At 45.8% G+C, this 25442-nt stretch carries 24 protein-coding genes, 1 pseudogene and 1 riboswitch; of the genes and pseudogenes, 15 read left to right on the top strand and 10 right to left on the bottom strand.

Annotation, left to right across the window (positions count from 1 at the left end; genetic code table 11):
• Positions 1-22: 22 nt before the first annotated feature.
• A riboswitch (TPP riboswitch) is annotated at positions 23-124 on the top strand.
• A 75-nt stretch (positions 125-199) separates the two neighbouring features.
• The 8 genes from M3221_RS12485 to M3221_RS12450 all read left to right on the top strand — a co-directional run bounded on the left by M3221_RS12485 (position 200) and on the right by M3221_RS12450 (position 8469).
• Entirely contained in the window at positions 200-1483 is a 1284-nt protein-coding gene (locus M3221_RS12485) for an acetylornithine deacetylase (protein ID WP_251272084.1), read from the top strand.
• Between the two features lies 1 nt (position 1484).
• Positions 1485-2159 carry a thiaminase II gene (tenA, locus tag M3221_RS12480; RefSeq protein ID WP_251272083.1) on the top strand — a complete coding sequence of 225 codons (675 nt, stop codon included), beginning with the start codon at positions 1485-1487 and terminating at the stop codon, positions 2157-2159.
• Positions 2152-2916, top strand: a complete 765-nt coding sequence (locus M3221_RS12475; protein WP_251272082.1) for an ABC transporter ATP-binding protein — start codon at positions 2152-2154, stop codon at positions 2914-2916. The genes tenA and M3221_RS12475 overlap by 8 nt, the downstream gene beginning before the upstream one ends.
• Positions 2916-3659 (top strand): ABC transporter permease, encoded by a 744-nt coding sequence (locus M3221_RS12470; protein ID WP_251272099.1) that lies wholly within the window; start codon positions 2916-2918, stop codon positions 3657-3659. Before M3221_RS12475 ends, M3221_RS12470 begins: the two co-directional genes overlap by 1 nt.
• Positions 3656-4666, top strand: coding sequence for an ABC transporter substrate-binding protein (locus M3221_RS12465; protein ID WP_251272081.1), 1011 nt, complete (start codon positions 3656-3658; stop codon positions 4664-4666). The genes M3221_RS12470 and M3221_RS12465 overlap by 4 nt, the downstream gene beginning before the upstream one ends.
• A 427-nt stretch (positions 4667-5093) precedes the next feature.
• Entirely contained in the window at positions 5094-5975 is an 882-nt protein-coding gene (locus M3221_RS12460; protein ID WP_251272080.1) for an alpha/beta fold hydrolase, read from the top strand.
• 164 nt (positions 5976-6139) lie between these two features.
• Positions 6140-7069, top strand: coding sequence for an AEC family transporter (locus M3221_RS12455; RefSeq protein ID WP_251272079.1), 930 nt, complete (start codon positions 6140-6142; stop codon positions 7067-7069).
• A gap of 68 nt (positions 7070-7137) precedes the next feature.
• Complete coding sequence (locus M3221_RS12450; protein WP_251272078.1) at positions 7138-8469, top strand: DUF2252 domain-containing protein; 1332 nt, start codon at positions 7138-7140, stop codon at positions 8467-8469.
• Between the two features lie 30 nt (positions 8470-8499).
• On the opposite strand, the gene M3221_RS12445 is transcribed toward M3221_RS12450, so the two are convergent.
• From M3221_RS12445 to argJ, 4 genes are all read right to left on the bottom strand, one after another.
• Positions 8500-8814, bottom strand: coding sequence for a DMT family transporter (locus tag M3221_RS12445; protein WP_251272077.1), 315 nt, complete (start codon positions 8812-8814; stop codon positions 8500-8502).
• Entirely contained in the window at positions 8811-9146 is a 336-nt protein-coding gene (locus M3221_RS12440; RefSeq protein ID WP_251272076.1) for a DMT family transporter, read from the bottom strand. Before M3221_RS12440 ends, M3221_RS12445 begins: the two co-directional genes overlap by 4 nt.
• Positions 9143-9679, bottom strand: coding sequence for a TetR/AcrR family transcriptional regulator (locus tag M3221_RS12435; RefSeq protein WP_251272075.1), 537 nt, complete (start codon positions 9677-9679; stop codon positions 9143-9145). The genes M3221_RS12440 and M3221_RS12435 overlap by 4 nt, the downstream gene beginning before the upstream one ends.
• Positions 9680-9769: 90 nt before the next feature.
• Positions 9770-10918 carry a bifunctional glutamate N-acetyltransferase/amino-acid acetyltransferase ArgJ gene (gene argJ, locus M3221_RS12430; protein WP_251272074.1) on the bottom strand — a complete coding sequence of 383 codons (1149 nt, stop codon included), beginning with the start codon at positions 10916-10918 and terminating at the stop codon, positions 9770-9772.
• A 170-nt stretch (positions 10919-11088) separates the two neighbouring features.
• Here argJ and M3221_RS12425 point away from each other — a divergent pair, with 170 nt between their 5' ends.
• Positions 11089-11547 (top strand): N-acetyltransferase, encoded by a 459-nt coding sequence (locus tag M3221_RS12425; protein ID WP_251272073.1) that lies wholly within the window; start codon positions 11089-11091, stop codon positions 11545-11547.
• Positions 11548-11669: 122 nt separating this feature from the next.
• A pseudogene (locus M3221_RS12420) lies at positions 11670-13127 on the top strand (alpha-amylase); the annotation flags it as partial.
• Positions 13128-13465: 338 nt separating this feature from the next.
• Here M3221_RS12420 and M3221_RS12415 read toward each other — a convergent pair.
• From M3221_RS12415 to M3221_RS12405, 3 genes are all read right to left on the bottom strand, one after another.
• Positions 13466-15118, bottom strand: coding sequence for a glutamine--tRNA ligase/YqeY domain fusion protein (locus tag M3221_RS12415; RefSeq protein WP_251272098.1), 1653 nt, complete (start codon positions 15116-15118; stop codon positions 13466-13468).
• Between the two features lie 77 nt (positions 15119-15195).
• Positions 15196-16626 (bottom strand): sodium/proline symporter PutP, encoded by a 1431-nt coding sequence (putP, locus tag M3221_RS12410; protein ID WP_396120278.1) that lies wholly within the window; start codon positions 16624-16626, stop codon positions 15196-15198.
• A 152-nt stretch (positions 16627-16778) separates the two neighbouring features.
• On the bottom strand, positions 16779-17108 hold the full coding sequence (locus M3221_RS12405) for a DUF948 domain-containing protein (RefSeq protein ID WP_251272071.1): 330 nt from the start codon (positions 17106-17108) through the stop codon (positions 16779-16781).
• A gap of 117 nt (positions 17109-17225) precedes the next feature.
• Between M3221_RS12405 and M3221_RS12400 the strand changes: the two genes are divergently transcribed.
• Positions 17226-18461, top strand: a complete 1236-nt coding sequence (locus tag M3221_RS12400; RefSeq protein ID WP_251272070.1) for a DUF2254 domain-containing protein — start codon at positions 17226-17228, stop codon at positions 18459-18461.
• Entirely contained in the window at positions 18415-19041 is a 627-nt protein-coding gene (locus M3221_RS12395; RefSeq protein ID WP_251272069.1) for a DNA-3-methyladenine glycosylase, read from the top strand. The genes M3221_RS12400 and M3221_RS12395 overlap by 47 nt, the downstream gene beginning before the upstream one ends.
• Before the next feature lie 27 nt (positions 19042-19068).
• Here the strand turns inward: M3221_RS12395 and M3221_RS12390 are convergent, their stop codons facing one another.
• The gene (locus M3221_RS12390) at positions 19069-19269 is read right to left on the bottom strand and encodes a hypothetical protein (protein WP_375337577.1); all 201 of its coding nucleotides are present in this window, start codon (positions 19267-19269) and stop codon (positions 19069-19071) included.
• 106 nt (positions 19270-19375) lie between these two features.
• Between M3221_RS12390 and M3221_RS12385 the strand changes: the two genes are divergently transcribed.
• Positions 19376-20545, top strand: a complete 1170-nt coding sequence (locus M3221_RS12385) for a DEAD/DEAH box helicase (protein WP_251272068.1) — start codon at positions 19376-19378, stop codon at positions 20543-20545.
• Positions 20546-20615: 70 nt separating this feature from the next.
• On the opposite strand, the gene M3221_RS12380 is transcribed toward M3221_RS12385, so the two are convergent.
• Both M3221_RS12380 and M3221_RS12375 read right to left on the bottom strand, forming a co-directional pair.
• On the bottom strand, positions 20616-21281 hold the full coding sequence (locus M3221_RS12380; RefSeq protein ID WP_251272067.1) for a Dph6-related ATP pyrophosphatase: 666 nt from the start codon (positions 21279-21281) through the stop codon (positions 20616-20618).
• Entirely contained in the window at positions 21281-22837 is a 1557-nt protein-coding gene (locus M3221_RS12375; protein WP_251272066.1) for an ABC-F family ATP-binding cassette domain-containing protein, read from the bottom strand. Before M3221_RS12375 ends, M3221_RS12380 begins: the two co-directional genes overlap by 1 nt.
• Positions 22838-22960: 123 nt before the next feature.
• Here M3221_RS12375 and M3221_RS12370 point away from each other — a divergent pair, with 123 nt between their 5' ends.
• Both M3221_RS12370 and M3221_RS12365 read left to right on the top strand, forming a co-directional pair.
• Positions 22961-23995, top strand: a complete 1035-nt coding sequence (locus M3221_RS12370) for an STAS domain-containing protein (protein WP_251272065.1) — start codon at positions 22961-22963, stop codon at positions 23993-23995.
• Positions 23996-24113: 118 nt separating this feature from the next.
• Complete coding sequence (locus M3221_RS12365; RefSeq protein ID WP_251272097.1) at positions 24114-25442, top strand: hemolysin family protein; 1329 nt, start codon at positions 24114-24116, stop codon at positions 25440-25442.

Raw genomic sequence — 25442 nt, 5'->3', positions numbered from 1 at the left:
TATCAAGATCAAATTAAATAGGAATCACCGCTGGGGGTGCCTTCGGGCTGAGAGAGGCGAGCTGCCTTAACCCTTAAAACTTGATCCGGTTTGTACCGGCGTAAGGAAGAGGTGTTTTGACGCTTTATGTCCGATATGTCATCACAACCGTTTCTTCCATGTGAAGAAACGGTTTTTTGTTTGGGAAAGGAAGAGAGCTGTGAAAGAGACGATCGAAGGAATACATAAACAAATAGATGAACGAAAAGAAGAGCTGGTTGAACTGCTGAAAACATTAATTTCGTTTCGGACACCGGCACCGCCAGCCCGCAATACAGAAGAAGCCCAGGAGTTTGTTTCCCGGTTTTTAAGCACAAAAGGATTTGATATTGATAAATGGGATGTATACCCGGGCGATCCGAATGTGGTGGGTACATTAAAAGGAACAAACAGCGAAGCTTATAAAAGTCTCATTATAAATGGCCATATGGACGTGGCAGAAGTAACGCCGGATGAGAAATGGGAATCAGACCCGTTTACGCCAATCGTAAAAGAAAATGCTGTGATCGGACGCGGAGCGGCGGATATGAAAGGCGGCCTGGCCGGGGCCCTGTTTGCCATCCAGCTTCTTCATGAAGCGGGCATAAAGCTTCCGGGTGACTTGATCGTTCAGTCCGTAATCGGCGAAGAAGTCGGCGAAGCTGGAACGCTGGAGTGCTGCAAGCGCGGCTACAATGCTGATTTTGCGCTTGTAGCTGATACGAGTGAACTGCACATCCAGGGACAGGGCGGTGTCATCACCGGCTGGATTACGCTAAAAAGTGACCAGACCTTTCACGATGCTACACGGCGGCAGATGATTCATGCAGGCGGCCGGCTGATGGGTGCGAGCGCCATTGAAAAAATGACAAAAATCATCCACGGCCTGCAGGAGCTTGAACGGCACTGGGCGGTAATGAAAAGCTATCGGGGCTTTCCGCCGGGAACGACGACAATCAATCCAGCGGTGATCGAAGGCGGACGCCATGCTGCTTTTATTGCGGACGAATGCCGTCTATGGATTACGGTTCATTTTTATCCGAATGAAACGTACGAAAGTGTAGCGCAGGAAGTCGAAGAATTTATCGGAAACATCGCCAAAAGTGATTTGTGGATGCAGGAAAATCCGCCACGGTTTGAGTGGGGCGGTACGTCTATGATTGAAGACCGGGGCGAAATCTTCCCTTCGTTTGAGGTGGATCCTCACCATGCGGCTGTCCATGCACTGGCAGATGCCCATCAAACGGTTTTTCATGAAAAGCCTGTACTCGATGTGTCCCCTTCTGTAACGGACGGCGGCTGGCTGGCAGATGCCGGGATTCCAACGGCTATTTACGGACCCGGCGCGCTTCGTCATGCGCATGCGGTGAATGAACAGCTCGACATTGATGAACTCGTTCGCTACACAAAAGTGATGGCGGCGTTTATTTACAATTGGACACATCAAAAGAAAGGAGAGCGCTAAAATGAAATTTAGTGATCATTTGCGAGAAAAATGCCTGCCGATCTGGAAGCAAAACCATCAGCATCCATTTGTGCAGGGAATGGGAGATGGAACGCTTCATCCCGACCGGTTTCGTTTTTACATGGTGCAGGATTATTTGTATTTAATTCAATATGCGAAAGTGTTTGCGATTGGAGCAGTGAAAGCGGAAGATGTGGCGACGATGGGCCGGTTTGCGGCACTTTTAGACGGAACGTTAACCGAAGAAATGGCTCTGCACCGGCAGTATGCTGCACGTTTTGGCATTACAGAAGAAGAGCTTGAAGCGGCAAAGCCGTCGCCGGTTACACTTGCTTATACGCATTACATGCTGCACGCGGCTCAAAATGGAACGCTGGCGGATGTAATGGCGGCTGTACTTCCATGTGCCTGGAGCTATTGGGAAATTGGCAAGGAATTAAGTAAACGGCCGGGCGCTGCAGACCATGAGCTGTATGGTGAGTGGATTCGGATGTATGCTTCCGAAGAATTCGGCCAGCTTGCCCAGTGGTGCATTGATTTAATGGATGAGCAGGCGGATGGAAAGTCAGAACGGGAGCGTGCACGGCTTGAGGACATTTTCTTAAACACAACCCGGTTTGAATACATGTTTTGGGACATGGCATACAACGGAGAAATGTGGCCTGGCGATGCGTAAGCCGGTGCTTGAGTTTCAGGATGTATCGTTTTCGTACGGCGGCAAAAAACCAATCCTTAATCGGTTGAATATGACGGTGTACGACCATGAATTTGTCACGATTATTGGAGCGAGCGGCTCCGGCAAAAGCACTCTGTTTCGGCTCATTACCGGGCTGGAACAGGAGGAGATGGGTGCTGTTTGGTTAAATGGAGAGCAGTTCAAAAGCCGGCATGGCCGTACCGGCTACATGCCGCAGCAGGACTTGCTAATGCCGTGGCGGACAGTGCTTGAAAATGCGTCTGTTCCGCTTGAGCTGGCCGGCGTATCCAAAAGAGAAGCAGCCAAACGCATTATACCGCTGCTGGATGAGTTTGGACTTGAAGGCTCAGCGGACAAATACCCGTCTGAACTGTCCGGCGGTATGCGCCAGCGTGTATCCTTTTTACGCTCTGTTTTGACTGGTTCCAATATTCTGCTTCTCGATGAACCGTTCAGTGCCTTGGATGCCATTACACGCCTGTCCATGCAGGAGTGGCTCTTGGATCAATGGGAGCAGCGGGAGAAAACTATCCTCTTTATTACCCATGACGTGAATGAGGCACTGTTTTTATCGGACCGGATTTTTATTTTCCGGGATACACCGGTCCGTACGCTTGAGGAAGTAGCGGTTCCGCTTAGCCGCCCAAGATCGCAGCGGGATTTAAATGATCCGGCTGTAATAAAGCTGAAAAATGACTTGATTGACCAGCTGCGGAACGGGGTGAAAAAGCCATGATGAAGAAGTATGGACCTGCCCTGCTGATTGTGCTTCTCCTATTCGGCTTATGGGAGCTGGCCGCCCGCCTGGTGAATCTTCCGTTTATTTTTCCGTCTCCGTCCGGTGTAGCGGTTCGTTTTTGGGAGCTTCGGGAAACACTTTTTCTAGAGCATCTGCCGTCTACACTGTCGATCATTTTAATCGGGCTTGCCATCTCGATTGTGCTTGGCGTGGCGCTGGCGGTCTGGATGGCAGCAAGTGAAACGGCAGAACGGGCTTTTTATCCAATTGTGATTTCATCGCAAATGATTCCAACCATTGCACTGGCACCTATTTTTATCTTGTTTTTCGGCTATGGGATCTGGAGCAAGGTCGTGGTAACAGTGCTCATTACCTTTTTTCCGATCACGGTCAATACATTTGACGGTTTAAAATCCAGCAGTAAAGAGCTGCGTGAGTTGATGCTCACAATGGGTGGAACAAAAAAGGATATTTTCTTTAAAGTGCAGGTGCCTTCTGCAAAGCCGCACTTTTATTCAGGGTTAAAGGTCGCGGTTACACTAAGCGTGATTGGTGCGGCGATTGGTGAATGGCTCGGAGCACAGGCCGGGCTTGGCTACTTCAGCCGCCGCATGATGACCCAGTTTGATGGAGCGGCTGTTTTTGCGCCTGTTGTGCTGCTCTCGATTGTAGGCATTGTGTTATTTATATTAGTTAAACTGCTTGAAAAGCGGTCAATGAAATGGAGGAAAAACGAATGAAAAAATGGATAGCGGGTGCTCTTGCTGCGGTTATGCTCGCAGGATGCGGAGCCAATGAAGAAAAACCAAAAGAAACAGCAGAAGAGGGCGGCCAAAAGGAGATGCAGGATGTCAGCATTATGCTGGACTGGTATCCAAATGCCGTACACAGTTTTTTATATGTAGCGAAGGAAAAGGGCTACTTTGAAGATGAAGGCATTAACCTGGACATTCAATTCCCGGCAAATGCGACAGACCCGATTGGAATGGCCGCGTCTGATCAAGTAACAATGGCCATTACGTATCAGCCGGATGTAATTGTGGCGCGTACTGAGCAAAATGTTGGTGTAAAATCAGTCGGCGCCATTGTACGGGAGCCGCTGAACCGGGTTGTGTCGCTTGCAGAAAGCAATATTAAATCGCCAAAAGATTTGGAAGGCAAAACAGTTGGCTACACAGGAATTCCGCTGAATGAATCGATTGTGAAAACGATGGTGGAGAAAGACGGCGGCGATCCGTCGAAAGTAGATTTAGTGGATGTCGGCTTTGAATTAAACGCATCTCTTATCAGCAAAAAAGCGGATGCAGTGGTAGGTGCTTATATTAACCACGAAGTGCCGCTGTTAGAATTTGAAGGGTACAAAACCGCTAATTTTGATTTGACTGATTACGGTGTGCCGTCTTTTTATGAATTAATTGCTGTGACGAGCGATAAAACGTGGAAAGAAAATCCGGAATTGATCGAAGCATTCTGGCGTGCAGCCGAAAAAGGATTTGAAGATGTGAAAAAAGATCCCGACGGCGCATTGGATATTTTAATGGCGAACCAGGAAAAAGAAAATTTCCCGCTTGAAGAAAAAGTGGAAAAAGAAAGCCTGGATATTTTGCTGCCGCTTATGGAATCAGAGCAGGGCTTTGGCTATCAGGAAGAAGAAACGTGGCAAAAAACAGCCGATTGGATGGAACAAACAGGATTGGTTAAAGGAAAACCGGCTGTCGATGAACTGTTTGTCAATATGCCGAAATAAGAAAATAAATTATATGGATGACTGTGCACATAAATGGGATGGATCGGTGGCGTCCAGGCAGCTCCGCTTTCCATGGGGCAGGCGCTGAGCCCGACTTCGCCTGGCGGCTCACCGGTCTCAGCTGCCCGCTCGTCCCATAGGAGTCTGCGCTGCCCTCCCGCCGCCAAGTGGCTTGCGATAAGATTCCATAGAGCTAATAAGATAAGGTCGTATCTTTCTGTTTAAAAAAGAGAAAAAGTCTATTCAATCCTTGTTTATTGATCTTCAACACCACTTATCGGCTCTTTTTTAAAAGTGAAAGAATTTGTCTACACACTAAGCTGTCCGAGAAACCGGGCAGCTTTTTCTATTCTCTCTTTGCATATTTAGGCAGTGAAGGGGAATGAGAAAAGAGACGAAGAAACATTCGGGAAAAGGAGTGAAGAAGGTGGATACATATAAATGGACGAAGCGGCTCATTGGGGTAAATGGAATTGATCTTTACACCGAAATGGCCGGGCCGGAGAATGGAGAGCTTGTTTTATTGCTGCACGGATTCCCGGAATGCTCCTATGGCTGGAAGAAGCAGGCTGATGCTTTAGTGGAGCAAGGCTATCGGGTGGTCGTGCCCAATATGCGGGGCTACTCAAAAAGCAGCAAGCCTAAGCCGCTCGAGGCGTATACACTCGATGTGATTGCGAAAGACATAACAAACCTTATTCAATCTTTCGGCTGTGAAAAAGCTCTTGTGGTGGGTCATGACTGGGGAGGCATTGTCGGCTGGTTTTTAGCTTCTGTTTATCCCGATTTTGTACAAAAGCTGGTCATTTTGAATGTGCCGCATCCAGCTGTTTTTGCCAAAGCCGCTCCGTTTTATCCCCTTCAATGGCTCAAAAGCGCTTATATTTTCTTTTTTCAGCTTCCGTTTTTGCCGGAATGGCTGCTCAAGCGAAATGAGTACAGCCTGCTCGAAAAGCTGATGAAAGCAACCGCCCATCCAGGAACCTTTGATGAGAAGGATATGCGGGTGTACAAAGAAGCATGGGCGGAAAAAGGATCCGTTACAGCCATGCTTAATTGGTATAGAGCGATGCGGCAGCAGGATTTTTTCGACATCTCAGCTCCCGGACCGGCTGTGCCTGTACGGATGCTATGGGGCCGAAAAGACGCGACGTTGTCTCTTATACTGGCCAAGAAAAGTGTCGAGCAATGTGGGAACGGGCAGCTCGTGTTAATAGATGAAGCAACTCATTGGCTTCATCATGAATATCCTGAAATTGTAAGTGCATGGATCAGCCGGTTTTTAAAAGAAGAAGCATCCGGATCATGAACAATATGAACAAAAAGAATAAAATAGCAATAACCTGTTCCTTCATAATGTACTATGTTACTCTTGTTTTATCCCCTGATGTGAACAGAAGTGGATCACATCCCCAGGGAAAACGGAGCGCCGCGCTCCGTTTTCTTTTTTGACAAGATGGAGGCGTTTTCAACATGTTGGTTTTCGCTAGTGTGTTCCTTCAAATTATTTTACCGATGTTTTTACTCATCGCTGCGGGGGCTGTGCTGCACCGGAAGTACACGCTGCATATGCCTACTTTATCAAAGCTTACGATTAACTTTTTTCTGCCGATGGTTTGCTTCGTCAATATATATGAAACGGAATTATCGGGCAAAACAGCTGGGATTGTTTTTGCCTATTTGCTGTTGTTCAATGGACTTTTAATTGTGGCAGCGCTCCTTATTTCCAAGCTGGCCGGTTTTGACCGGAAGCTGTCCTCAAGCTATCAAAACAGCGGAGTGTTAAGCAATTCCGGCAATTATGGGCTGCCGGTAAGCGGTCTTGTCTTTGCGGCGAACCCGCTCGGTTTGTCGGTTCAGATTATTATCTCGATTTTTCAAAACCTGCTCACCTATACGTGGGGGTTTTATAATTCCGTTTCTGCTTCTGCCCAAGGTGAGAAAGTATTAAAAAAAGTGTTGAAGCTGCCAGTGCTTCATGCTCTTGTGGCAGCGGTTATCTTGAAGGCGGCTGGTGTGACCGTCCCTTCTTTTTTATGGTCGCCCATTCAGAACGCCTCTAACGCATTTTTGGCAGTGGCTCTTCTTACATTAGGCGCCCAGTGTGCGTATATGAAAATTACTTCTCTTTCAAAGCCGCTTGTGCTGGCTGTGTTTACCCGGCTTTTTCTGTCTCCCGCAATCGGGCTGCTCGTGATTACAATCTTGAATGTGCATGGCACGCTGGCACAGGCTATGTTTATTGCCAGCTCGTTTCCGACCTCGCGGAATAGTGCGCTTTTGGCACTTGAGTACGATAATTATCCTGAATTCGCTTCTCAAGCGGTGATCGTTACGACGATACTGAGCAGCGTTACGGTCGCTGTTGTCATTTATTTGGCCAAAATATGGTTCCCTGCGTAAGCGCTGTTTTTTTCAAACCGCGCTCTTTTTTGTTGTGGTAAAATAAAAAAGACGAGGGAGGGGTAGGGATGATTGAAAATTGGATGGCCGAAGTGCAAAAAACGCGCCGGACACTTCGTTGCAATATGCTGGAAACGGTGCTGAATGAATTTGACTCACGGATCACCGGCCTGAGTCATGATAAACGAAAACAGAAATACCGGCAAATGGCGGAAAATCCGTTTCGTTTTTTCCGGGGTAATGCGTATTTATTTTACTATGACGTAACGAAAATTCCATTTTCTTTCCATACACCGGAAGATAAGCCGACGTGGATTCAAGGTGATATGCATCTGGAGAATTTTGGGGCATTTCAAAATAGTGAAGGGGACCTTGTTTATGACGTGAATGATTTTGATGAAGGTTATATGGGTTCCTATGTATATGATTTGCTCCGCATGACGGTCAGCATTGCACTTTATTGTGAACAATATGGATTTACCGATTCTGAAGAAAGAATGCGTGCGTTTCTTCAAGCTTATTACAAACAGCTGAAAAAGTTTGTAAAAGGCAAAGAGAGTCCGGTGACGTTGTTTTTCACAGAGGAAAACACGAAAGGACCGATCCGGAAAGTACTCAAAAAGCTTGAAAAGCGTGACCTTGTCAGACTGCTTGACCGCTGGACCGTTAAAGAAGCGGGCAGGCGGATGTTTGCACTTTCTGAAGAACTCCAGCCTGTTACACAGAAAGAACAGCAAAAAATCGAGGCCGCCTGGTGCCAGTATGTAGAAAGCCTTGATGAAGAAGACAGAAAGAAAAGTGAATTTTATGAAATCAAGCATATTGTTCGTAAAAGCGGGTCCGGAACAGCTTCGATCGGCCTCGACCGCTTTTACATTTTAATAGAAGGAAAAGAAGAATGCGAACAAGAGCTTGATGATATTATTTTAGAAATGAAGGAAGTTCGCGCACCGGTTCCTGCTTACTTTATGCCGTACGATGAAGAATTTTGGCTGAGATATGGCCATCAGGGTGAACGGGTGGTGACGACCCAAAAAGCGATGCATCACTATGACGATCCGTTTCTAGGTTTTGTCACGATTGATAACCGCCACTTTTACGTGCGGGAGCGCTCGCCATACAAAAAACGAATCAAGCCGGAAGATATCGAGAATAACCAGGAATTTGATAAAGTACTTGAAGTGTTCGGCGGCATCGCGGCAAAAATTCATGCCCGTGCAGACCGTGACATCGAACATTCATTGCTTGACTACCATAGTGAGGAAGAAATTTTAAAAGCCATTGGGGAGGAATATGACGCATTTGAAACACAGCTTATTTTTATGTCTATGGCATACAAAGAACGTGTAAAGAGCGATTATGTCCTGTTTTGCGGCTGGCTCAATACGAAGTTTATCTAAAAATAAAAAACTGCCTGAGGGCAGTTTTTTTTATGAAACGAGCTTTAAGCCAATGACTGAACTAATAATCATGGCAATAAAAAGAATCCGCCGGGCATCCCGGGGCTCTTTATAAACAATCATGCCGACCAGCGCGCTGCCGACAGTTCCAATGCCTGTCCAGACGCTGTATGCCGTTCCCATTGGAAGAGAGCTCATCGCAAGGGTAAGAAGAAGAAAGCTTAAGCCAAAGCCGCCGAACATAACGAGAAAAGAACGGACTGTTTTCCGCTCGCTGACCATCGTCATTCCAGCAACGCCGACTACCTCCAACAAACCGGCTGAAATTAATAATACCCAGCTCATGAAGCCGTCACATCTCTTTCAACCGTAACGGTTTTTAATCCAATTATTCCAATGAGGAGCACGGCAATCAGGCCAATTTTAATCCAGCTGAAGGGCTCATCAAAAAGTATCATTTCAAGCAGAACGGTACCGGCAGAACCAAGCCCGACAAAAGCGGCGTAAACCGTCGTGGCCGGCAGCTGAGTTGAGCAATACAGCAAAAGAAGGAAACTAATCACAATCGCTGCCGCGGTCAGCATCCATTCAAACAGCGAATCGGCATGCTTTAATCCTGCTGCCCATCCAACTTCAAAAAATCCCGCTACGAGAACGAGAAGCCATTTTACATTCATCTCTTTTTCTGTCCTTTCATAAAAGCCTGTTCATACACTCGCCAAGCTGTATCGAGCCGCTTTTGCGAGCGTTCCCGCGTTCCATAACACAGCTCAACAAATAAGCTGTCTAAAATAATCGTATACATGACGGCCGCGTCTTCTGCATGAACAGAATCGGACGGCAGCACCGTTTTTACTTTTTCTTCAAGCGCGTGAAGATATTCATCATACTGTTCTAAAATACGCTTCTTTAAAAAATCAGGCGGGAAAAAAGAGCTTGTCAGCAAAAATCGAAATAGCGCATCTTCCTCATAAAGAAAAAGGTAAGACTGAAGGAGCTTGTGTAAATCACCTGCTTCTTCAACCCGTTTTGTTTCCGCATCAAAGGCATCTTCCATAATACATTCAAACAAGTGATCCTTGCTTTTAAAATGAGCGTAAAGAGAGGGCTTTTTAATACCGACTTTTTCACTGATCTGTGCCAGTGATGTTCCGGCATACCCATACTCGGCAAAAAGAGCCGCAGCCGCTTTTTTAATAGTTTCTTTCATGATAGCTTCCTTCCTAACGGTCGTTAGTCAAAGGGTAGCACAGGTGGATGAAAAAAGCAAAAAGCCCGCCCGAGAGGGGCGGGCAGAGCTTCACGTCGTGTATTCACCATTAATTTTCACATAATCATAGGAAAGGTCACAGCCCCATACGGTAGCAGCACCCGTTCCAGTTCCGAGTGATATTTTAATGAGTACTTCATCTGTTTTTAAATATTCCTCCAGCTCGGCGCGTTTGTCTTCTGTCGGTGCACCGTCTTGGAACACATATACGTCGGCAAAAGAAACGGAAACAGAAGAAGTGTCAACGGCATCCTCCGAGTTGCCAATCGTGGACATAATCCGGCCCCAGTTCGGGTCTTCACCGAAGAGAGCGGTTTTTACAAGCGGCGAGTTAATAATGGATTTACCGATTTTCTTCGCCACGGTATCGCTGTCAGCTCCTGTAACCTGCACTTCCACAAGTTTCGTCGCTCCTTCTCCATCCCGGGCGATTTCTTTCGCCAGTTCAATGCAGAGATCCGTCAGTACTGCTTCAAACTCGGCCAGGTTCACTTCGCCTGCCAGTCCATTTGCCATGATTGCGACTGTATCGCTTGTGCTTGTATCGCCATCTACTGACACGCTGTTGAACGATACATTTACCGCTCGCTGAAGCATCGCTTTTAAATCGTCTGCTTCTATTTTTGCATCTGTTAAAATATAACTAAGCATTGTCGCCATATTCGGTTCAATCATGCCAGATCCTTTTGCCATTGCAGCAAGCGTAACCTCCCCAATTTTGCGGGTCCGAAATTTCGGGTACGTATCAGTTGTCATGATTGCTTTCGCAGATTGCTCAAGGCCGTCTGGGCGAAGCTCGGCTTTTAAGCCGGGCACAGCCGACACAATTTTTTCGATTGGCAGCGGTACGCCAATTACACCGGTAGAAGAAGGAAGCACATCGGAAGGGTCAATTCCAAGCTCGGCCGCAACCGCTTCCGTCATCGTCCGGGCATCCTGAAGTCCTTTTTCGCCGGTCGCCACGTTGGCATTTTTGCTGTTAACGGCAATCGCCTGCAGGTAACCGTCTTTCACATGCTCTTTGCCAATCACAATTGGTGCACCGCAAAATTGGTTTTTCGTAAACATAGCCGCTGCCGCTGCCCGTGTATCTGAGTAAATAATGGTGAAATCAAGTGTGTCGTCTTTTATCCCTGCATTGAGTGAGCAGGATGAAAAGCCTTTTGGAAAATGAATCAAAGAAAATCCCCCTATACGTTTATGTCGATGCTTTTATTATACACGGAAACAAGGGAGAACGCGAAGAGTATTTGAATAATTATTCAGACTAAATGAATACATAGTATTGACATCTTTACGGAATCGAGTAAGATAAAAGGATAAAAGAGAAGCGGGAAGGGTGAGAAATCGTGATTAAAGTACGCAAAGCCGTGCTGGGTGACGTGGAGCAAATATTTGAACTTGTGAATCATTATGCAAAAGAAGGGCTGATGCTGCCACGAACGAAAGACTCGCTCATTCTGAATTTGCAATCGATTTCTGTTGCAGAAGAAGATGGAGAGATTCTTGGTCTTGCAAGCCTTGCGATACTTGGTCACGATCTCGCTGAGGTTCGTTCGCTTGCGGTGAAAGACAGCGCAAAAGGGCGGGGCATTGGAAAGATGCTCGTCAAGCGCATTATAGAAGAAACTGAATTAATTGGGATTCCAAAGCTGATTTCCTTAACGTATCAAGTCGCTTTTTTTGAAAAATGCGGATTTGAAATTATTTCAAAAACAGAGATGCCGCAGAAAGTCTGGACGGATTGTGTGCACTGCCCGAAATTTCCGAGCTGTGATGAAATTGCGATGGCGATTCAAACAGCTTAACGACCATCGGCTGCCTTGTATAAGGCAGCCGATTTATTTTTGTCAATCTGATCATTTTCTCTGCAAATTGGGTATAAAGAGTTTATACAGTTTTTCACAAGAGGAAGACAGGAGAGATGAAGATGGAGCGAAATCGTACAATGATGCAGTTTTTTGAGTGGCATTTGCCGGCCGACCAAAAGCATTGGAAAAGGCTTGCCGAGCGGGCAAAAGAATTAAAGGAAGCAGGCATCGGTGCCGTATGGGTTCCGCCGGTTACGAAAGGACAGTCGGCCGAGGACCAGGGATACGGCGTGTACGATTTATTTGATCTTGGCGAGTTTGATCAAAAAGGAACCATTCCAACAAAGTACGGCACAAAAGAGGAATTACAGCAAGCGATTAAAGCATGCCATGAAGCCGGTATTCATGTTTACGTTGATGTGGTGATGAACCACAAGGCGGGAGCGGATGAAACCGAAACGTTTGCAGTTGTGGAAGTGGACGAGCTTGATCGCAAAAAAGTAATTTCAAAAGCGCCGTTTGATATTGAGGGATGGACCAAATTTACATTCCCTGGACGAAAAGGAAAGTACTCTGATTTTATTTGGACATTTGATCATTTTAATGGCACTGATTATGATGCCAAACAGGATCGGACTGGTATTTTCCGAATTGAAGGTGAATATAAAAAGTGGAATGAAAATGTAGATGACGAATTCGGCAATTATGATTATTTAATGTTTGCCAACATTGACTATCGACATCCAGCCGTGCGGGAAGAAATGATTAAGTGGGGAAAATGGCTGGCGGAAGAATTAAATTGTGACGGATACCGGCTTGACGCGATCAAGCATATTGATTACAAGTTTATTGATCAATTTACGAAAGAAGTGGAAGAGGAGCATGATGGAGATTTCTTTTTTGTCGGTGAATTCTGGGTGCCTGATCTCGAATCATGCGCTCATATGATTGAAGCAACAGGCGGCCGGATTCATTTGTTTGATGTGCCCTTAAAATACAATTTATTTACGGCCTCCCAGGAAGGGGCGAAATATGATTTATCGAAAATTTTCGATGGCACAGTTGTACAAAATTATCCGCAAAACGCCGTAACGTTCGTTGATAATCACGATACGCAGCCGGGAGAATCGCTGGAGTCCTTCCTGGCAGACTGGTTCAAGCAAAGTGCGTATGCGCTGACGCTGCTTCGGTATGATGGTTATCCGTGCGTTTTTTATGGTGATTATTATGGAATTAGTGGCGAACATCCAATAGAAGGGAAAAAAGAAGCAATTGACCCGCTTTTATACTGCCGCCTACATAAAGCATATGGCGATCAGAAAGATTACTTTGACCACCCGAATACAATCGGCTGGGTGCGGCGCGGCGTAAAAGAAATTGAGCGCTCCGGCTGTGCGGTTATCATTAATAACAGCGAAGAAGGTGGAGAAAAGCATATGTTTGTCGGAGAAGAAAGAGCCGGCGAAAAGTGGGTAGACATGCTGAATTCCCGTGATGAGATTATCGAAATAGGTAAAGACGGCTGTGCCACATTCCTGGTCAATCCGGGTTCTGTTGCCGTTTGGGCGCTTCCAGAAATAGATGTAGAAGAACCGGATCATAAAGAGAACCGAAAAAACGAACTGTTACAGGACTTCATGGAGGAAGTAAAACAAGAAATCAAGCAGGAAATCAAACAGGAATTAAAAGAAGAAGTCGAACAGGAAATTAAGCAGGAAGTAAAAGCTGAAATTGAAGAAGAAGCGATAGAAGAAGCTAAAAAGGAAATCAAAGAAGAGCTGGCACAGGAAAAGCCATGGAACAAAGGGATAGCGAAAACAGAACAACCAGGCAAAAGAAGTAAAAAAACGGCAAAGAAAAATAAAAAAAAATAAAGAAAAACCCGCCGTCTTGAATAACGGCGGGTTTTTTACCATTACAATCTAAATGAGCTTTTTAAAGAGACAATCCGGTTAAAGACTGGTTTGCCGGGCTCAGAGTGCTTCGGATCTACGTTAAAGTAGCCGTGGCGGAAAAATTGTAGTTTTTCTTGTACATCTATATCTTTCAAGTTTGGCTCGATAAATCCGTTTAATGTTTCAAGTGAATTTTTATTTACATAATCAAGGAACGTTTTGCCTTCTGTGTCCTCGCCTTCTTCGCTGTCCATAATGAGCGGCTCATACAAGCGGAACTCAGCAGGTACTGCGTGTGTTGCATCTACCCAGTGAATCGTTCCTTTTACTTTCCGTTCATTAAAGTCAGAACCGCTCTTTGTGCGTGGATCGTACGTGCAGTGAATCTCAACTACATTGCCGTTCTCATCTTTAATGAAGTCTTCGCATTTAACAAAGTAAGCGTGTTTCAAGCGAACTTCATTGCCTGGGAAGAGGCGGAAATATTTTTTCGGCGGTTCTTCCATAAAGTCTTCCTGCTCGATATAAATCTCACGTGAAAACGGAATTTTCCGCATACCCATTTCTGGATTTTCCGGATTGATTTCCGCATCCAGCCATTCAACCTGGCCTTCAGGATAATTGGTAATGACAAGTTTTAATGGACGGAGCACACCCATTGTCCGAGGTGCTTTCAGCTTCAGGTCTTCACGGACAAAGTGGTCAAGCATAGCTGAATCCACCACACCAGAGTTTTTCGATACGCCTGTTTCTTTCACAAATTCGCGAATTGCTTCTGCTGTAAAACCACGGCGGCGCATGCCGGAAATGGTCGGAAGGCGCGGGTCATCCCAGCCGTCTACGTGCTTTTCGTCTACAAGCTGTTTTAATTTCCGCTTACTCATCACCGTATTGGTAAGGCCTAGACGGCCAAATTCGATTTGCTGCGGCTGCATATCCATTTCACATTCACGGACTACCCATTCATAAAGAGGACGGTGGTCTTCGAATTCCGTTGTACAAAGAGAGTGCGTCACGCCTTCAATCGCGTCTTCAAGCGGATGTGCAAAATCATACATCGGATAAATGCACCATTTATCACCCGTATTGTGATGGGACGCATGAGAAACACGGTATAAAACCGGATCACGCAAATTTAAATTAGGAGAAGCCATATCGATTTTTGCCCGAAGCACTTTTGTTCCGTCTGCAAATTCGCCGTTTTTCATCCGTTCGAATAAATCAAGGTTTTCTTCTACAGTCCGGGTGCGGTACGGGCTTACTTTCCCTGGCTCTGTCAGCGTACCGCGGTATTCACGGATTTCGTCAGCAGACAGGTCGTCCACGTAAGCGAGCTCTTTTTTAATCAGTAGTACAGCGCGTGCGTACATTTCATCAAAATAATCGGATGCATAGCGAAGTTCATCCCACTCATAGCCAAGCCAGGCAACGTCTTCTTTGATCGAATCCACGTATTCCTGATCTTCTTTTAATGGGTTTGTATCGTCAAAACGCAAATTCGTTTTGCCGCCAAAATCGTCAGCAAGCCCGAAGTTAATGACGATCGATTTCGCGTGGCCAATATGCAGATAGCCGTTCGGCTCAGGCGGGAAACGGGTGATAACATGATCCCGTTTGCCTGATTCCAGATCCTGTTTGATGATCGTGCGAATAAAGTTAGATGATTGTTCCAAGTGAATCCAGCCTTTCTCTGTTAAGGTCATGTATGCCTATTATATTTCACTGACCGCACGAAAGAAAGAGCTGGACCTTATTCTTTCATTTTCGCGGTAAATTCGTTGAATCGTTCTTCCGTTTTACCCTCTGTTTTTGTCAGCAGACTAACGAGGATAATCGCTAAAAGAGAGAGAACGAATCCTGGAATTAATTCGTAAAGGAAATCTGCCAGTGCAGGGACTTCCGCCCAGAGGATGACGGTTACGGCTCCAACGAGCATTCCGGCGAGTGCGCCCCATTTCGTCATTCGCTTCCAGTACAAGCTGAGCAGAATCGCCGGCCCAAACGCAGCACCGAACCCGGCCCATGCATAGCTGACAAGCCCTAAGATCGTATCATTTTTCTCCCAGCCAAGCGCAAGCGCGATAACAGAAACGATCAATACAGCTGCACGTCCAAGAAATACCAGCTCTTTATCAGACGCATCACGGCGTAAAAACGTTCTGTACAGATCTTCCACGAGCGAACTCGATGTGACAAGAAGCTGCGAGGAAATCGTACTCATAACAGCCGCTAAAATAGCGGATAGGACGAAGCCTGTAATAAAGGGATGGAATAAAATTTCACCCAGTTTAATAAAAATCGTTTCCGGATCACCGATCGTAAGACCGTTCATCGAGTAATACGCGATGCCAAGGAAACCGGTAAACATTGCTCCAACGATAGAGAAAATCATCCAGCTCATGCCGATCCGGCGCGCTGTTTTCACATCTTTTCTGGACGTGATCGCCATGAAACGGACGATGATATGCGGCTGCCCGAAGTAGCCTAGTCCCCATGCAATCAATGAAACAATGCCTAATACACTTTGTCCCTGGAAAATATCCAGCATTTTTGGATCAATGGATCGTACTTCTGATACAGCTGTACCAAGTCCGCCCATTTCGATAAGCGTCACAATCGGTACAAGAAGGAGTGCCAAAACCATAATAATTCCCTGTACAAAATCAGTCCAGCTCACTGCAAGAAAGCCGCCGAACAATGTGTAAGCCACAACAATTCCCGTCACAAGCAGAAGTCCTGCATGATAATCAAGTCCAAACGTTGTATGAAACAATACGCCGCCGGATACCATACCAGAGGATACATAAAACGTAAAGAAAACTAAGATGACAATGCCCGATACGAGACGCAGCACTTTTTTACGGTCATCAAAGCGGTTTTCCAGATAACCGGGTATGGTGATGGAGTCATTTGCTACTTCTGTGTAAACACGAAGCCGAGGTGCTACATAAAGCCAGTTTGCCCAAGCTCCAAAAGTTAATCCAAATACAATCCATGCTGAACTAACACCTGATATATAAATTGCACCCGGCAGTCCCATCAGGAGCCAGCTGCTCATGTCTGATGCACCGGCAGAAAGTGCCGTAACAGCAGGACCTAACCCACGGCCTCCAAGCATGTAATCGGTTAAGTTAGACGTTTTTCGATACGCTAACCACCCGATCAGCAACATGCCGGCCATGTAAATACCAATTGAAAACAACAGCCAAAAACTCATTCAAACATCCTTTCTTGTTTTTTGCGTAACGGTAACCATTATAACGAACTAAATAAAAATGTAAAAAAAAAGAGGCTCTTCGGCACTTGTCCGAAAAGCCTTTCATTCCTATCACATTAAGCCTTAGCAGTTTTTTTATTTTTTATTGGGTCGGCCGCTGTTTTGGCAAAAAATTTGGCGTTTTGTGGAATTTGTTTTGCTTCATTTACAGTTAATGTAACCGCTTGTTTTGCATGATCAACATCCGCCATAATGTGTTCTTGATGAACTTTTAATTCATCTGTTTCGCCTTTGATTTTATCCGTTTCTGTTTGAATACGCTGCTGTGCTGCTTTTAAATGATCGACTTTTGGTTTGATCGATTTAAATGCTTTAACCGCTGCGACGGCAAGATAAATAAGCGCAGCCACAAAAATAGCGAGACTGATCCAGCCAATCCATTCCATAAACATAACCTCCTGAAATTCAATGCTTATCTTTACTGTACCCGGAACGAACAGAAAAGTAACAGAAAATGTTTTGGAAAACAGTCAAAACGGAAAAAAGAAAAGGGAGGTGGTTTGATGATAAAGGAACGGACGAGATTAAATTTATCACGCCATATTTGGATTGTACCGGGAATTTACAGCATCGGCGCTCTCCTTTTGGCCAGTTTAGTGGTTTGGATGGATATTTCGCATTACGCAGAGCTCAAAAGGTGGGTGCCGGACCGGCTTTTAACCAGCACTTCTTTGTCTGAGACCATTCTCGGCTCTCTTGCAGGCTCTCTCTTAACGATGACCTCGATTACTTTTTCTACACTGATGGTTGTATTAACCACTTATTCAGGACAATTTTCACCGCGTATTTTACAAAACTTTATTCATGATAAAGTCACGCTTCGGGTTCTCGGTGTATTTATGGGCGGGTTTGTTTACTCCATGTTTTCCCTGCTGTTTATCCGCGAAGTAAATGCAGATGACCCGGTTATTTCTGCTGCAGTGGGAGTATGCATTGCGCTTGTCTGTCTCGGTTTTTTTGCTCATTTCTTGCAGCATGTGGCCGATTCTATTCAAGTAACCAAATTAATTGACCGGCTGGCAGATGATGCAGTGGAAACCGTTGAAAAAGTGGAGGTTGCAGGCAGCCGGGTGGATGATCATCCTCCTGTGCCAGAGGGAGAACCGGAAATGCTGATCTCCGGTAAAAAAGGCTACATTCAATTATATGAATGGGAAAAGCTTTTAGAGACGGCGAAAAAACACGATTGTGTAATCGAATTGCTGGAACCAATCGGGACTTTTGTAACAAAAAAAACGCCTCTCGTTAAGCTATACCGCTCTCGTTCGTTTCATCAGGATGTGCGCGATTACGTAAAAGTCGGTGAAGAACGGACGCCGGTACAGGATGTGGAGTTTGCCGTTCAAAAGCTCGCTGAAATTACGCTGCGGGCCCTGGCTCCGGGAGCGAACGATCCGAATACAGCAATTGACGGCATCCGCCATATTGGGATGGCACTTGATGAAGCAAGCCGCCTCGATGGAAAATACACTGTTTTTGAAGACAGAGTAATCATCCCTCGACGTCCGTTTGAAAAGATTTTATATGAAACGTTTTATGAAATTTGTTATTCGGGGCGGGATCGCGTGTCTGTGCTTTTGGCTGTATTTGATGCATTAGACATGATTTCGGATAACAACACCCCGGCCATTCAAAAAAAGGTGCGCGATTTCGGCAGCTATGTCCGGGCGAAAGTAGAGGAGGATATTTTAAATGAAGCAGACCGGCAAAACATTACAGAACGGTTCAAACAGCTATAGCTATAAGCCGGTTAGTGACGCGTTTTTTCATGGACCGACACTGTCTCTGGCCCGCAATTTACTCGGCTGCCTTCTTGTGAAGGAAACAGAAGAAGGCACAGCTTCAGGCTTTATTGTGGAAACAGAGGCATACCGGGGTCCATTAGACCGTGCAGCGCACAGCTATAATAATAGAAGAACAAAGCGTACAGAAGTGATGTTTGCGGAGCCTGGGCGCGTGTATACCTATTTGATGCACACACACTGTCTCGTGAATGTGGTGAGCGGGGAAGAAGGACTGCCGGAAGCTGTATTGATCCGGGCAGTGGAACCGTACGATGGGATTGATTTAATGATGGAACGGCGGGGAGAAATGCCGATGAAAAATTTAACGAGCGGTCCCGGTAAGCTGACAAAAGCACTCGGCATTCATATGATCGATTATGGACGTCGTTTTGATGAGCCGCCCCTGTTTATTGCCCACGGCTTCACACCCGAAAAAATCGCCGTCGGCCCCAGAATCGGCATTGCAAACAGCGGAGAAGCAAAGGATTATCCATGGCGCTTTTGGGTGGAAGGCAATCCGTACGTTTCCAGATAAAAAGCAGCGGCGAGACGGCCGCTGCTTTTAATCCGGATATTTTTCTTCGCTTGAGGAAGAGTCTTTTGTTTTATGCTTGTCCTTTTCTTCCCGCTGTTCCATTTTCAAATCTTCAAGTGGAATCGCATCTACGTTTTGTTCTTCTTCAAATTTATCATACAGGCTTTCGTTTTCAGTGTCGATTTGCTCTGGATTGTCCATTTTGCCTTGATCAAGCTTTTTATTCATTCGATTCATCTCCTAAGAAATCGTTTTCTGTACTGTAACCTTATTTTGTCATTGTTAAACATGAGAAAAAAATGGATAATAAACAAAAAACAATGAAGGAGCTTTTATGTCAACACAACCCGATTTTTTATCATCACTGCAGCCATTTTTACAAGAATCATGGGAGAAGGCCGGTTTTAAGCAGGCTATGCCCGTTCAGGAAGAGGCCATTCCACTTTTATTGGATGGACGTGATGTGATTGCTGAATCACCGACTGGAACGGGAAAAACGCTGGCTTATGTTTTACCGATGCTGGAGAAAATCGACCCGAAGCGCAATCAAGTTCAAGCGATCGTCATGGCGTCATCGCGTGAGCTGATTATGCAAATACAAGAAGAAATCCGCACATTCGGCGGCGGTGTGATTACATCTGCCGGCATGATTGGCGGCGCAAACATTAAACGGCAGACGGACCGGCTGAAAAAACCGCCTCATATTGTCTGCGGAACACCTGGACGGCTTTTGGAACTCATTCAAATGAAAAAATTGAAAATGCATGAAGTGAAATTTATCGTGCTGGATGAAGGGGATGAGCTATTTACAACTGCCCTTTTTGAGCCGGTTCAAGCGATTATCAAAGCTACACAAAAGGACCGCCAGCTTGCTCTGTTTTCGGCTACACTGCCCGCTGCGGCTGAAGAAAAAGCGAAAGAGCTGATGAAGGATCCGGAAACCGTCCGCATCAAAAAAGTAAGCCTGCCTAAGGAAGGAACGGTGCGCCACCTCTATTTTACCTGCGCGTGGAAAGAAAAGCAGCAAATGATCGAAAAGGTCATGCGTGTATTTCAGCCCGAGCGGATGCTCGCTTTTATCAAAGACATTACGGATGTCAATGTGATGTCAGAGAAGCTGGCGTACAAAGGACTTAAAAATGCCGTGCTGCATAGTGAGCTTCGCAAAGAAGAGCGTGTGAAAGCCATTCGGGATTTCCGAAACGGCAAAGCGCCGCTTCTGTTTGCAACAGATGTAGCCGCACGCGGACTCGATGTGAAAGGGCTGACCCATGTGCTGCACTTTGAGGCACCCCACAATGTGCGTGAGTACACACACCGTTCAGGCCGTACAGGACGAGCCGGTGAAGACGGTACAGTTATCACGTTGATTACAAGTGAATTTCAAGAAAAAGAACTAAAAAAAATGGCGCGCCAAATGGGCGTAGAGCTCGAAAAATATGAATTTTTCAAAGGGAAAGCATTGCCGGTAAAAAGCAAGCCGATCCGGACTGAAAAAAAATAACGGGAGCCGGGAAACAAATCCCGACAAAGTACGGGAAAGAAAAAGGAGACAGCTGCGGCTGTCTCCTTTTTTATAAAAATAGCTCCAGACGTAACGAAGCATCTGACTCCAAAACGTCTCCAGTACGGACCGAAATGGGATGCTGAAACAGTGGTCCATCATAAACAAACGTATGATATTCACCGTTTTCACCCATCGGGCAGCAGTCCGTCTGCGCGATATCCGCCGCAAAAGAGGCATCGAGTGTCCGGCCGAGAAAGTCCGGGCTGATTGAGCCTTTACGAGTACGAATAATCAATGCCTTATATTCTGTATCAATAAATTCTTCTAGCATGCGGGAAGCTTGGTCCGGTGCGGCACGCAGAGGGAAAAGAGCGGCAAGCCCTGCAGCAGCCGCTGTGTTTTCTCCCCATTCAAAGTGAGCATCTGTATAAATGTCCCCGTATGCAATCCCGTCCAGCTGAAACGACTTTTTCAGCTCGTGCAAGTCACGGATAAAATCTTCCGTGTAGTGGTCATAGCGGCACCGAATAAAGTGAACCGGAACGCCAAGCGCTTTGCTCTGCGCTTCAATCAGCTCCATTTTCTCATCGTGCCCGAATGTGCGTCCCGTTTCAATCGGCGCTGTAGTGATGAGGCAGGCAATGTCGACTGGCTGTTTTTTTAACATGTGAAAAACCATCATGCAGTCTTTGCCGCCGCTCCACGACAGGGCAATTCGCTTTGGCGTTCCCATTAAAACACCTTTGTCGTCCAGGATTCACCGTTCCAAATATCAGTGACAACATCCCGGTAAAACTCAGGTTCGTGGGAAATAAGCAGAACGCTGCCTTTATAGTCTTTTAAAGCCCGCTTTAATTCATCTTTTGCATCCACATCCAAATGGTTGGTCGGCTCATCCAGCACCAGAATATTCGATTCCTGGTTGATCAGCTTGCACAGGCGGACTTTTGCTTTCTCCCCACCGCTCAAAACAGACACTTTGCTTTCAATATGCTTGGTTGTTAAACCGCATTTGGCCAGTGCCGCCCGAATTTCGTACTGGGTAAATGACGGGAATTCCGTCCAAAGCTCTTCAATACACGTATTACCGTTATCAGTTTTCATTTCCTGCTGGAAGTAGCCAATCAGCAGATTTTCACCGCGTTCAACCTTGCCTGAAACCGGCTTGATTTCACCAAGCAGGCTTTTTAACAGAGTGGTTTTACCGATACCGTTCGCACCGGTCAGGGCGATTTTTTGTCCGCGTTCCATGCGCAGATTCAGCGGGCGTGAAAGCGGCTCACCGTAACCAATCACCAGGTCGCGCGCTTCAAAAATCAGCTTGCTCGGTGTCCGGCCTTCTTTAAAGCGGAACTCCGGCTTTGGACGCTCTGCGGCAAGCTCAATGACATCCATCTTATCAAGCTTTTTCTGGCGTGACATCGCCATATTCCGTGTGGAAACGCGCGCTTTATTACGGGCTACAAAGTCTTTCAAATCGGAAATTTCCTGCTGCTGCTTTTTATAAGCCGCTTCAAGCTGCTGTTTTTTCATTTCATACACTTTCATAAAGTCATCGTATGTGCCGGCGTAGCGGTTTAGCTCTTGGTCTTCCATATGGTAAATCAAGTTGACCACACTGTTTAAGAATGGAATATCATGTGAAATAAGGACAAACGCATTTTCATATTCCTGCAGGTAACGCTTCAGCCACTCAATATGCTGTTCATCCAGGTAGTTGGTCGGCTCATCCAGCAGCAGAATTTCTGGTTTTTCAAGCAGTAATTTGGCCAGCAGCACTTTTGTCCGCTGTCCGCCGCTCAAGTCATGTACGTCACGGTCAAGGCCGATATCATCAAGGCCGAGCCCGCGTGCTGTTTCTTCAACTTTGGCATCAATCACGTAAAAGTCATTGTTCGTCAGCAAATCCTGCATCGTACCTGTTTCTTCAAGAAGCTTTTCCAGCTCTTCCGGCGTTACATCCGCCATTTGCCCAAATAATTCGTTCATTTTTGTTTCGATATCAAATAAATATTGAAACGCTGTTCGGAGTACATCGCGAATGGTCATGCCCTGCTTCAATACCGCGTGCTGGTCAAGGTAGCCGACACGGACATTTTTAGACCATTCTACTTTTCCTTCATCCGGCTGAAGCGTTCCAGTAATAATATTCATAAAAGTCGATTTTCCTTCGCCGTTTGCCCCAACAAGACCAATATGCTCGCCCTTTAGGAGACGAAACGACACATCATTAAAAATAGCACGGTCGCCGAAGCCATGGCTCAAGCGGCTGACTGATAAAATACTCATCTATATAAACTCCTTGTTCTTTTTTGATCATTATATCATTTTCCGAAAAAAACGGGAGAAAACTGTTAAACGGCGGGTACTCATTGTAAAATGACTGTATAGAAACCGCGGGAGGGATTACGGATGCAGGAAAAGCAGCAAATCGAAATCAATGGAACGAGCCTTCAATGGGACCAAGCGCGTGGGCTGCTTCAGTTTGAAGAAGCGGATGTGGTGCTTTTTTGGACAAAAACAGCGCTGAAAACGTTCATTGATACGATTGAGGAAGTAACAGGTGCAGAATCCGCCCGGGTTGTGATGGAAGCCGCAGGATACCGGACGGGAAAAATCGTCAGTCGTTTTTATAAAGAAAAATGGAGCGTGGAAGAAACGCTGGAGCTATTGCCGAATCTTTATGCAGCAGCAGGCTGGGGAGTGACGGAATTTAAGAGGATTTGCTTAAAGGAGCGTCGCGCGGTTCTGTCTATTCGCAATGACTGGGAAAGTAAGGTTGTTCAGGCACAGGGGAAAAAGGATGCGGGTACCTTCCTCGGAGGACACTGGGCTGGCGTACTGAGCGGACTGCTAGGGGAAACAATTTGGTACAAAGTAACGGAGTATGAGGCGGACGAGGAAAAGTCGTATAAAGAAATTGAATTGTTTCCATCCTCAAAAACACCGTCAGAAAACGTACGCGAGCATATTCAAACACGGGAGCAGCAAACAATCACCCAGCTTGAAGCGATGGTTGAAAACCGGACGATTGAGCTGCGCAAGCTGATCCGCGAGCTGTCATCACCGATTATCCCGGTTCTTGACGGCATTTTGGTTACGCCAGTGATGGGGCGGTTTGATCAGGAGCGGTCAGATGATTTTACGGAAAAAGCGCTTCAGGCCATCGTGGAGCACAAAGCCAATATGCTGATTTTGGACGTTACCGGCATTAAAGCAATGGACAATTTGATTCTAAGCACACTTGAGAAAGTGACACAATCCGTTCAGTTGATCGGCGCAGTGCCGATTGTCGCTGGCATTTCACCGGAACTGGGGATGGAGATGGTTTCAAAAGGCATTTATTTAAACGATTTAAAGTGCTTTGCTACGCTAAAACATGCGATTCATTATGCGATTGCGCTGGAAGGCATGCAAATTGTGAAAAAAGAAGACGAATCATTATAAGAAATCCTTTACCATTTGGTATGATAGGAGAAAACATGGGTACAGAAAAACTTACTTTTTTACCCTAGGAGGTGAGAGGAAAAAGCAGTCAGACTGCTTTTTCCGAATATTGATAGATATAGGTATTGCTGTTAAATTGGTATCATTTGCGTTACTCATTGTATTAACCGGATTTTTTGTGGCAACTGAATTTGCTATTATCCGTGTGCGCCAGTCACGCATCAATCAGCTTGTTGAAGAAGGAAACAAGCGGGCGATGGCAGCGAAAAAAGTAACGTCAAACCTCGATGAATACTTATCCGCCTGCCAGCTTGGCATCACGATTACTGCTCTTGGACTTGGGTGGCTCGGTGAACCAACGGTAGAAGCTATATTACATCCGGTATTTGAACATTTCGAGGTTGCTCCATCCGCTGCAAGCATCCTGTCTTTTATTATTGCGTTTGCGGTGGTTACATTTCTGCACGTTGTTGTCGGAGAGCTTGCGCCAAAGACCGTTGCGATTCAAAAAGCGGAGTGGGTAACATTAAAGTTTTCACCGCTCATTATTATTTTCGATAAAATCATGTATCCGTTTATTAAAGCATTGAATGGTTCTGCGCGCGGACTTGTCGGTATTTTCGGACTAAAGCCTGCGTCCGAGCATGAAATGGCCCATTCAGAAGAAGAGCTGCGGATCATTTTATCGGAAAGCTTTAAAAGTGGAGAGATTAATCAATCAGAGTACAAGTATGTGGACCGTATTTTTGAGTTTGACGAGCGTGTCGCAAAAGAAATTATGGTGCCGCGTACCGATATGGTTACGCTGTCGAAGGACTTAAAGTGGGACGAAATTACCTCCATCATTGAACTGGAAAAGTATACAAGGTATCCAGTGGATGATGGTGATAAGGATAATATTCTCGGCATGGTAAATATGAAGGAGCTGCTTTCGTATTATTTAAACCGGAACAGCGATCGGAGCCGGCCGCTCGAAGAATTTGTGAAGCCGGTGATTCGTGTGATTGAGACCATTCCGATTCACGACCTGCTTTTAAAAATGCAAAAAGAGCGTATTCATATGGCTGTGCTTATGGATGAATATGGCGGTACATCAGGGCTTGTAACAGTTGAAGACATTTTGGAAGAAATCGTTGGAGAAATCCGGGATGAATTTGATACCGATGAAAAACCGGATGTGCAAAAGCTTGGTGAAAAGCATTATTTATTAAATGCGCGCCTGCTTATTTCAGAAGTAAATGACCTGTTAGGCACAGAGCTTTCTGATGAGGAAGTAGATACGCTCGGCGGCTGGGCGCTCACTGAAAATATCGATGTTAAGCTTGGTGATTCGATTGAGCAGGATGGCTATGAATTCATTATCCGCGATGCGGAAGGCCACCATATTCATGCGATTGAAGTGAAAAAGTCCAGACCGATGGAAGCCGAATCAGCATCAGCTGAATAA

This window comes from Domibacillus indicus (assembly GCF_023715895.1).
Lineage (GTDB): Bacteria > Bacillota > Bacilli > Bacillales > Domibacillaceae > Domibacillus > Domibacillus indicus_A.
This window is presented reverse-complemented; position numbering and strand designations above follow the sequence as displayed.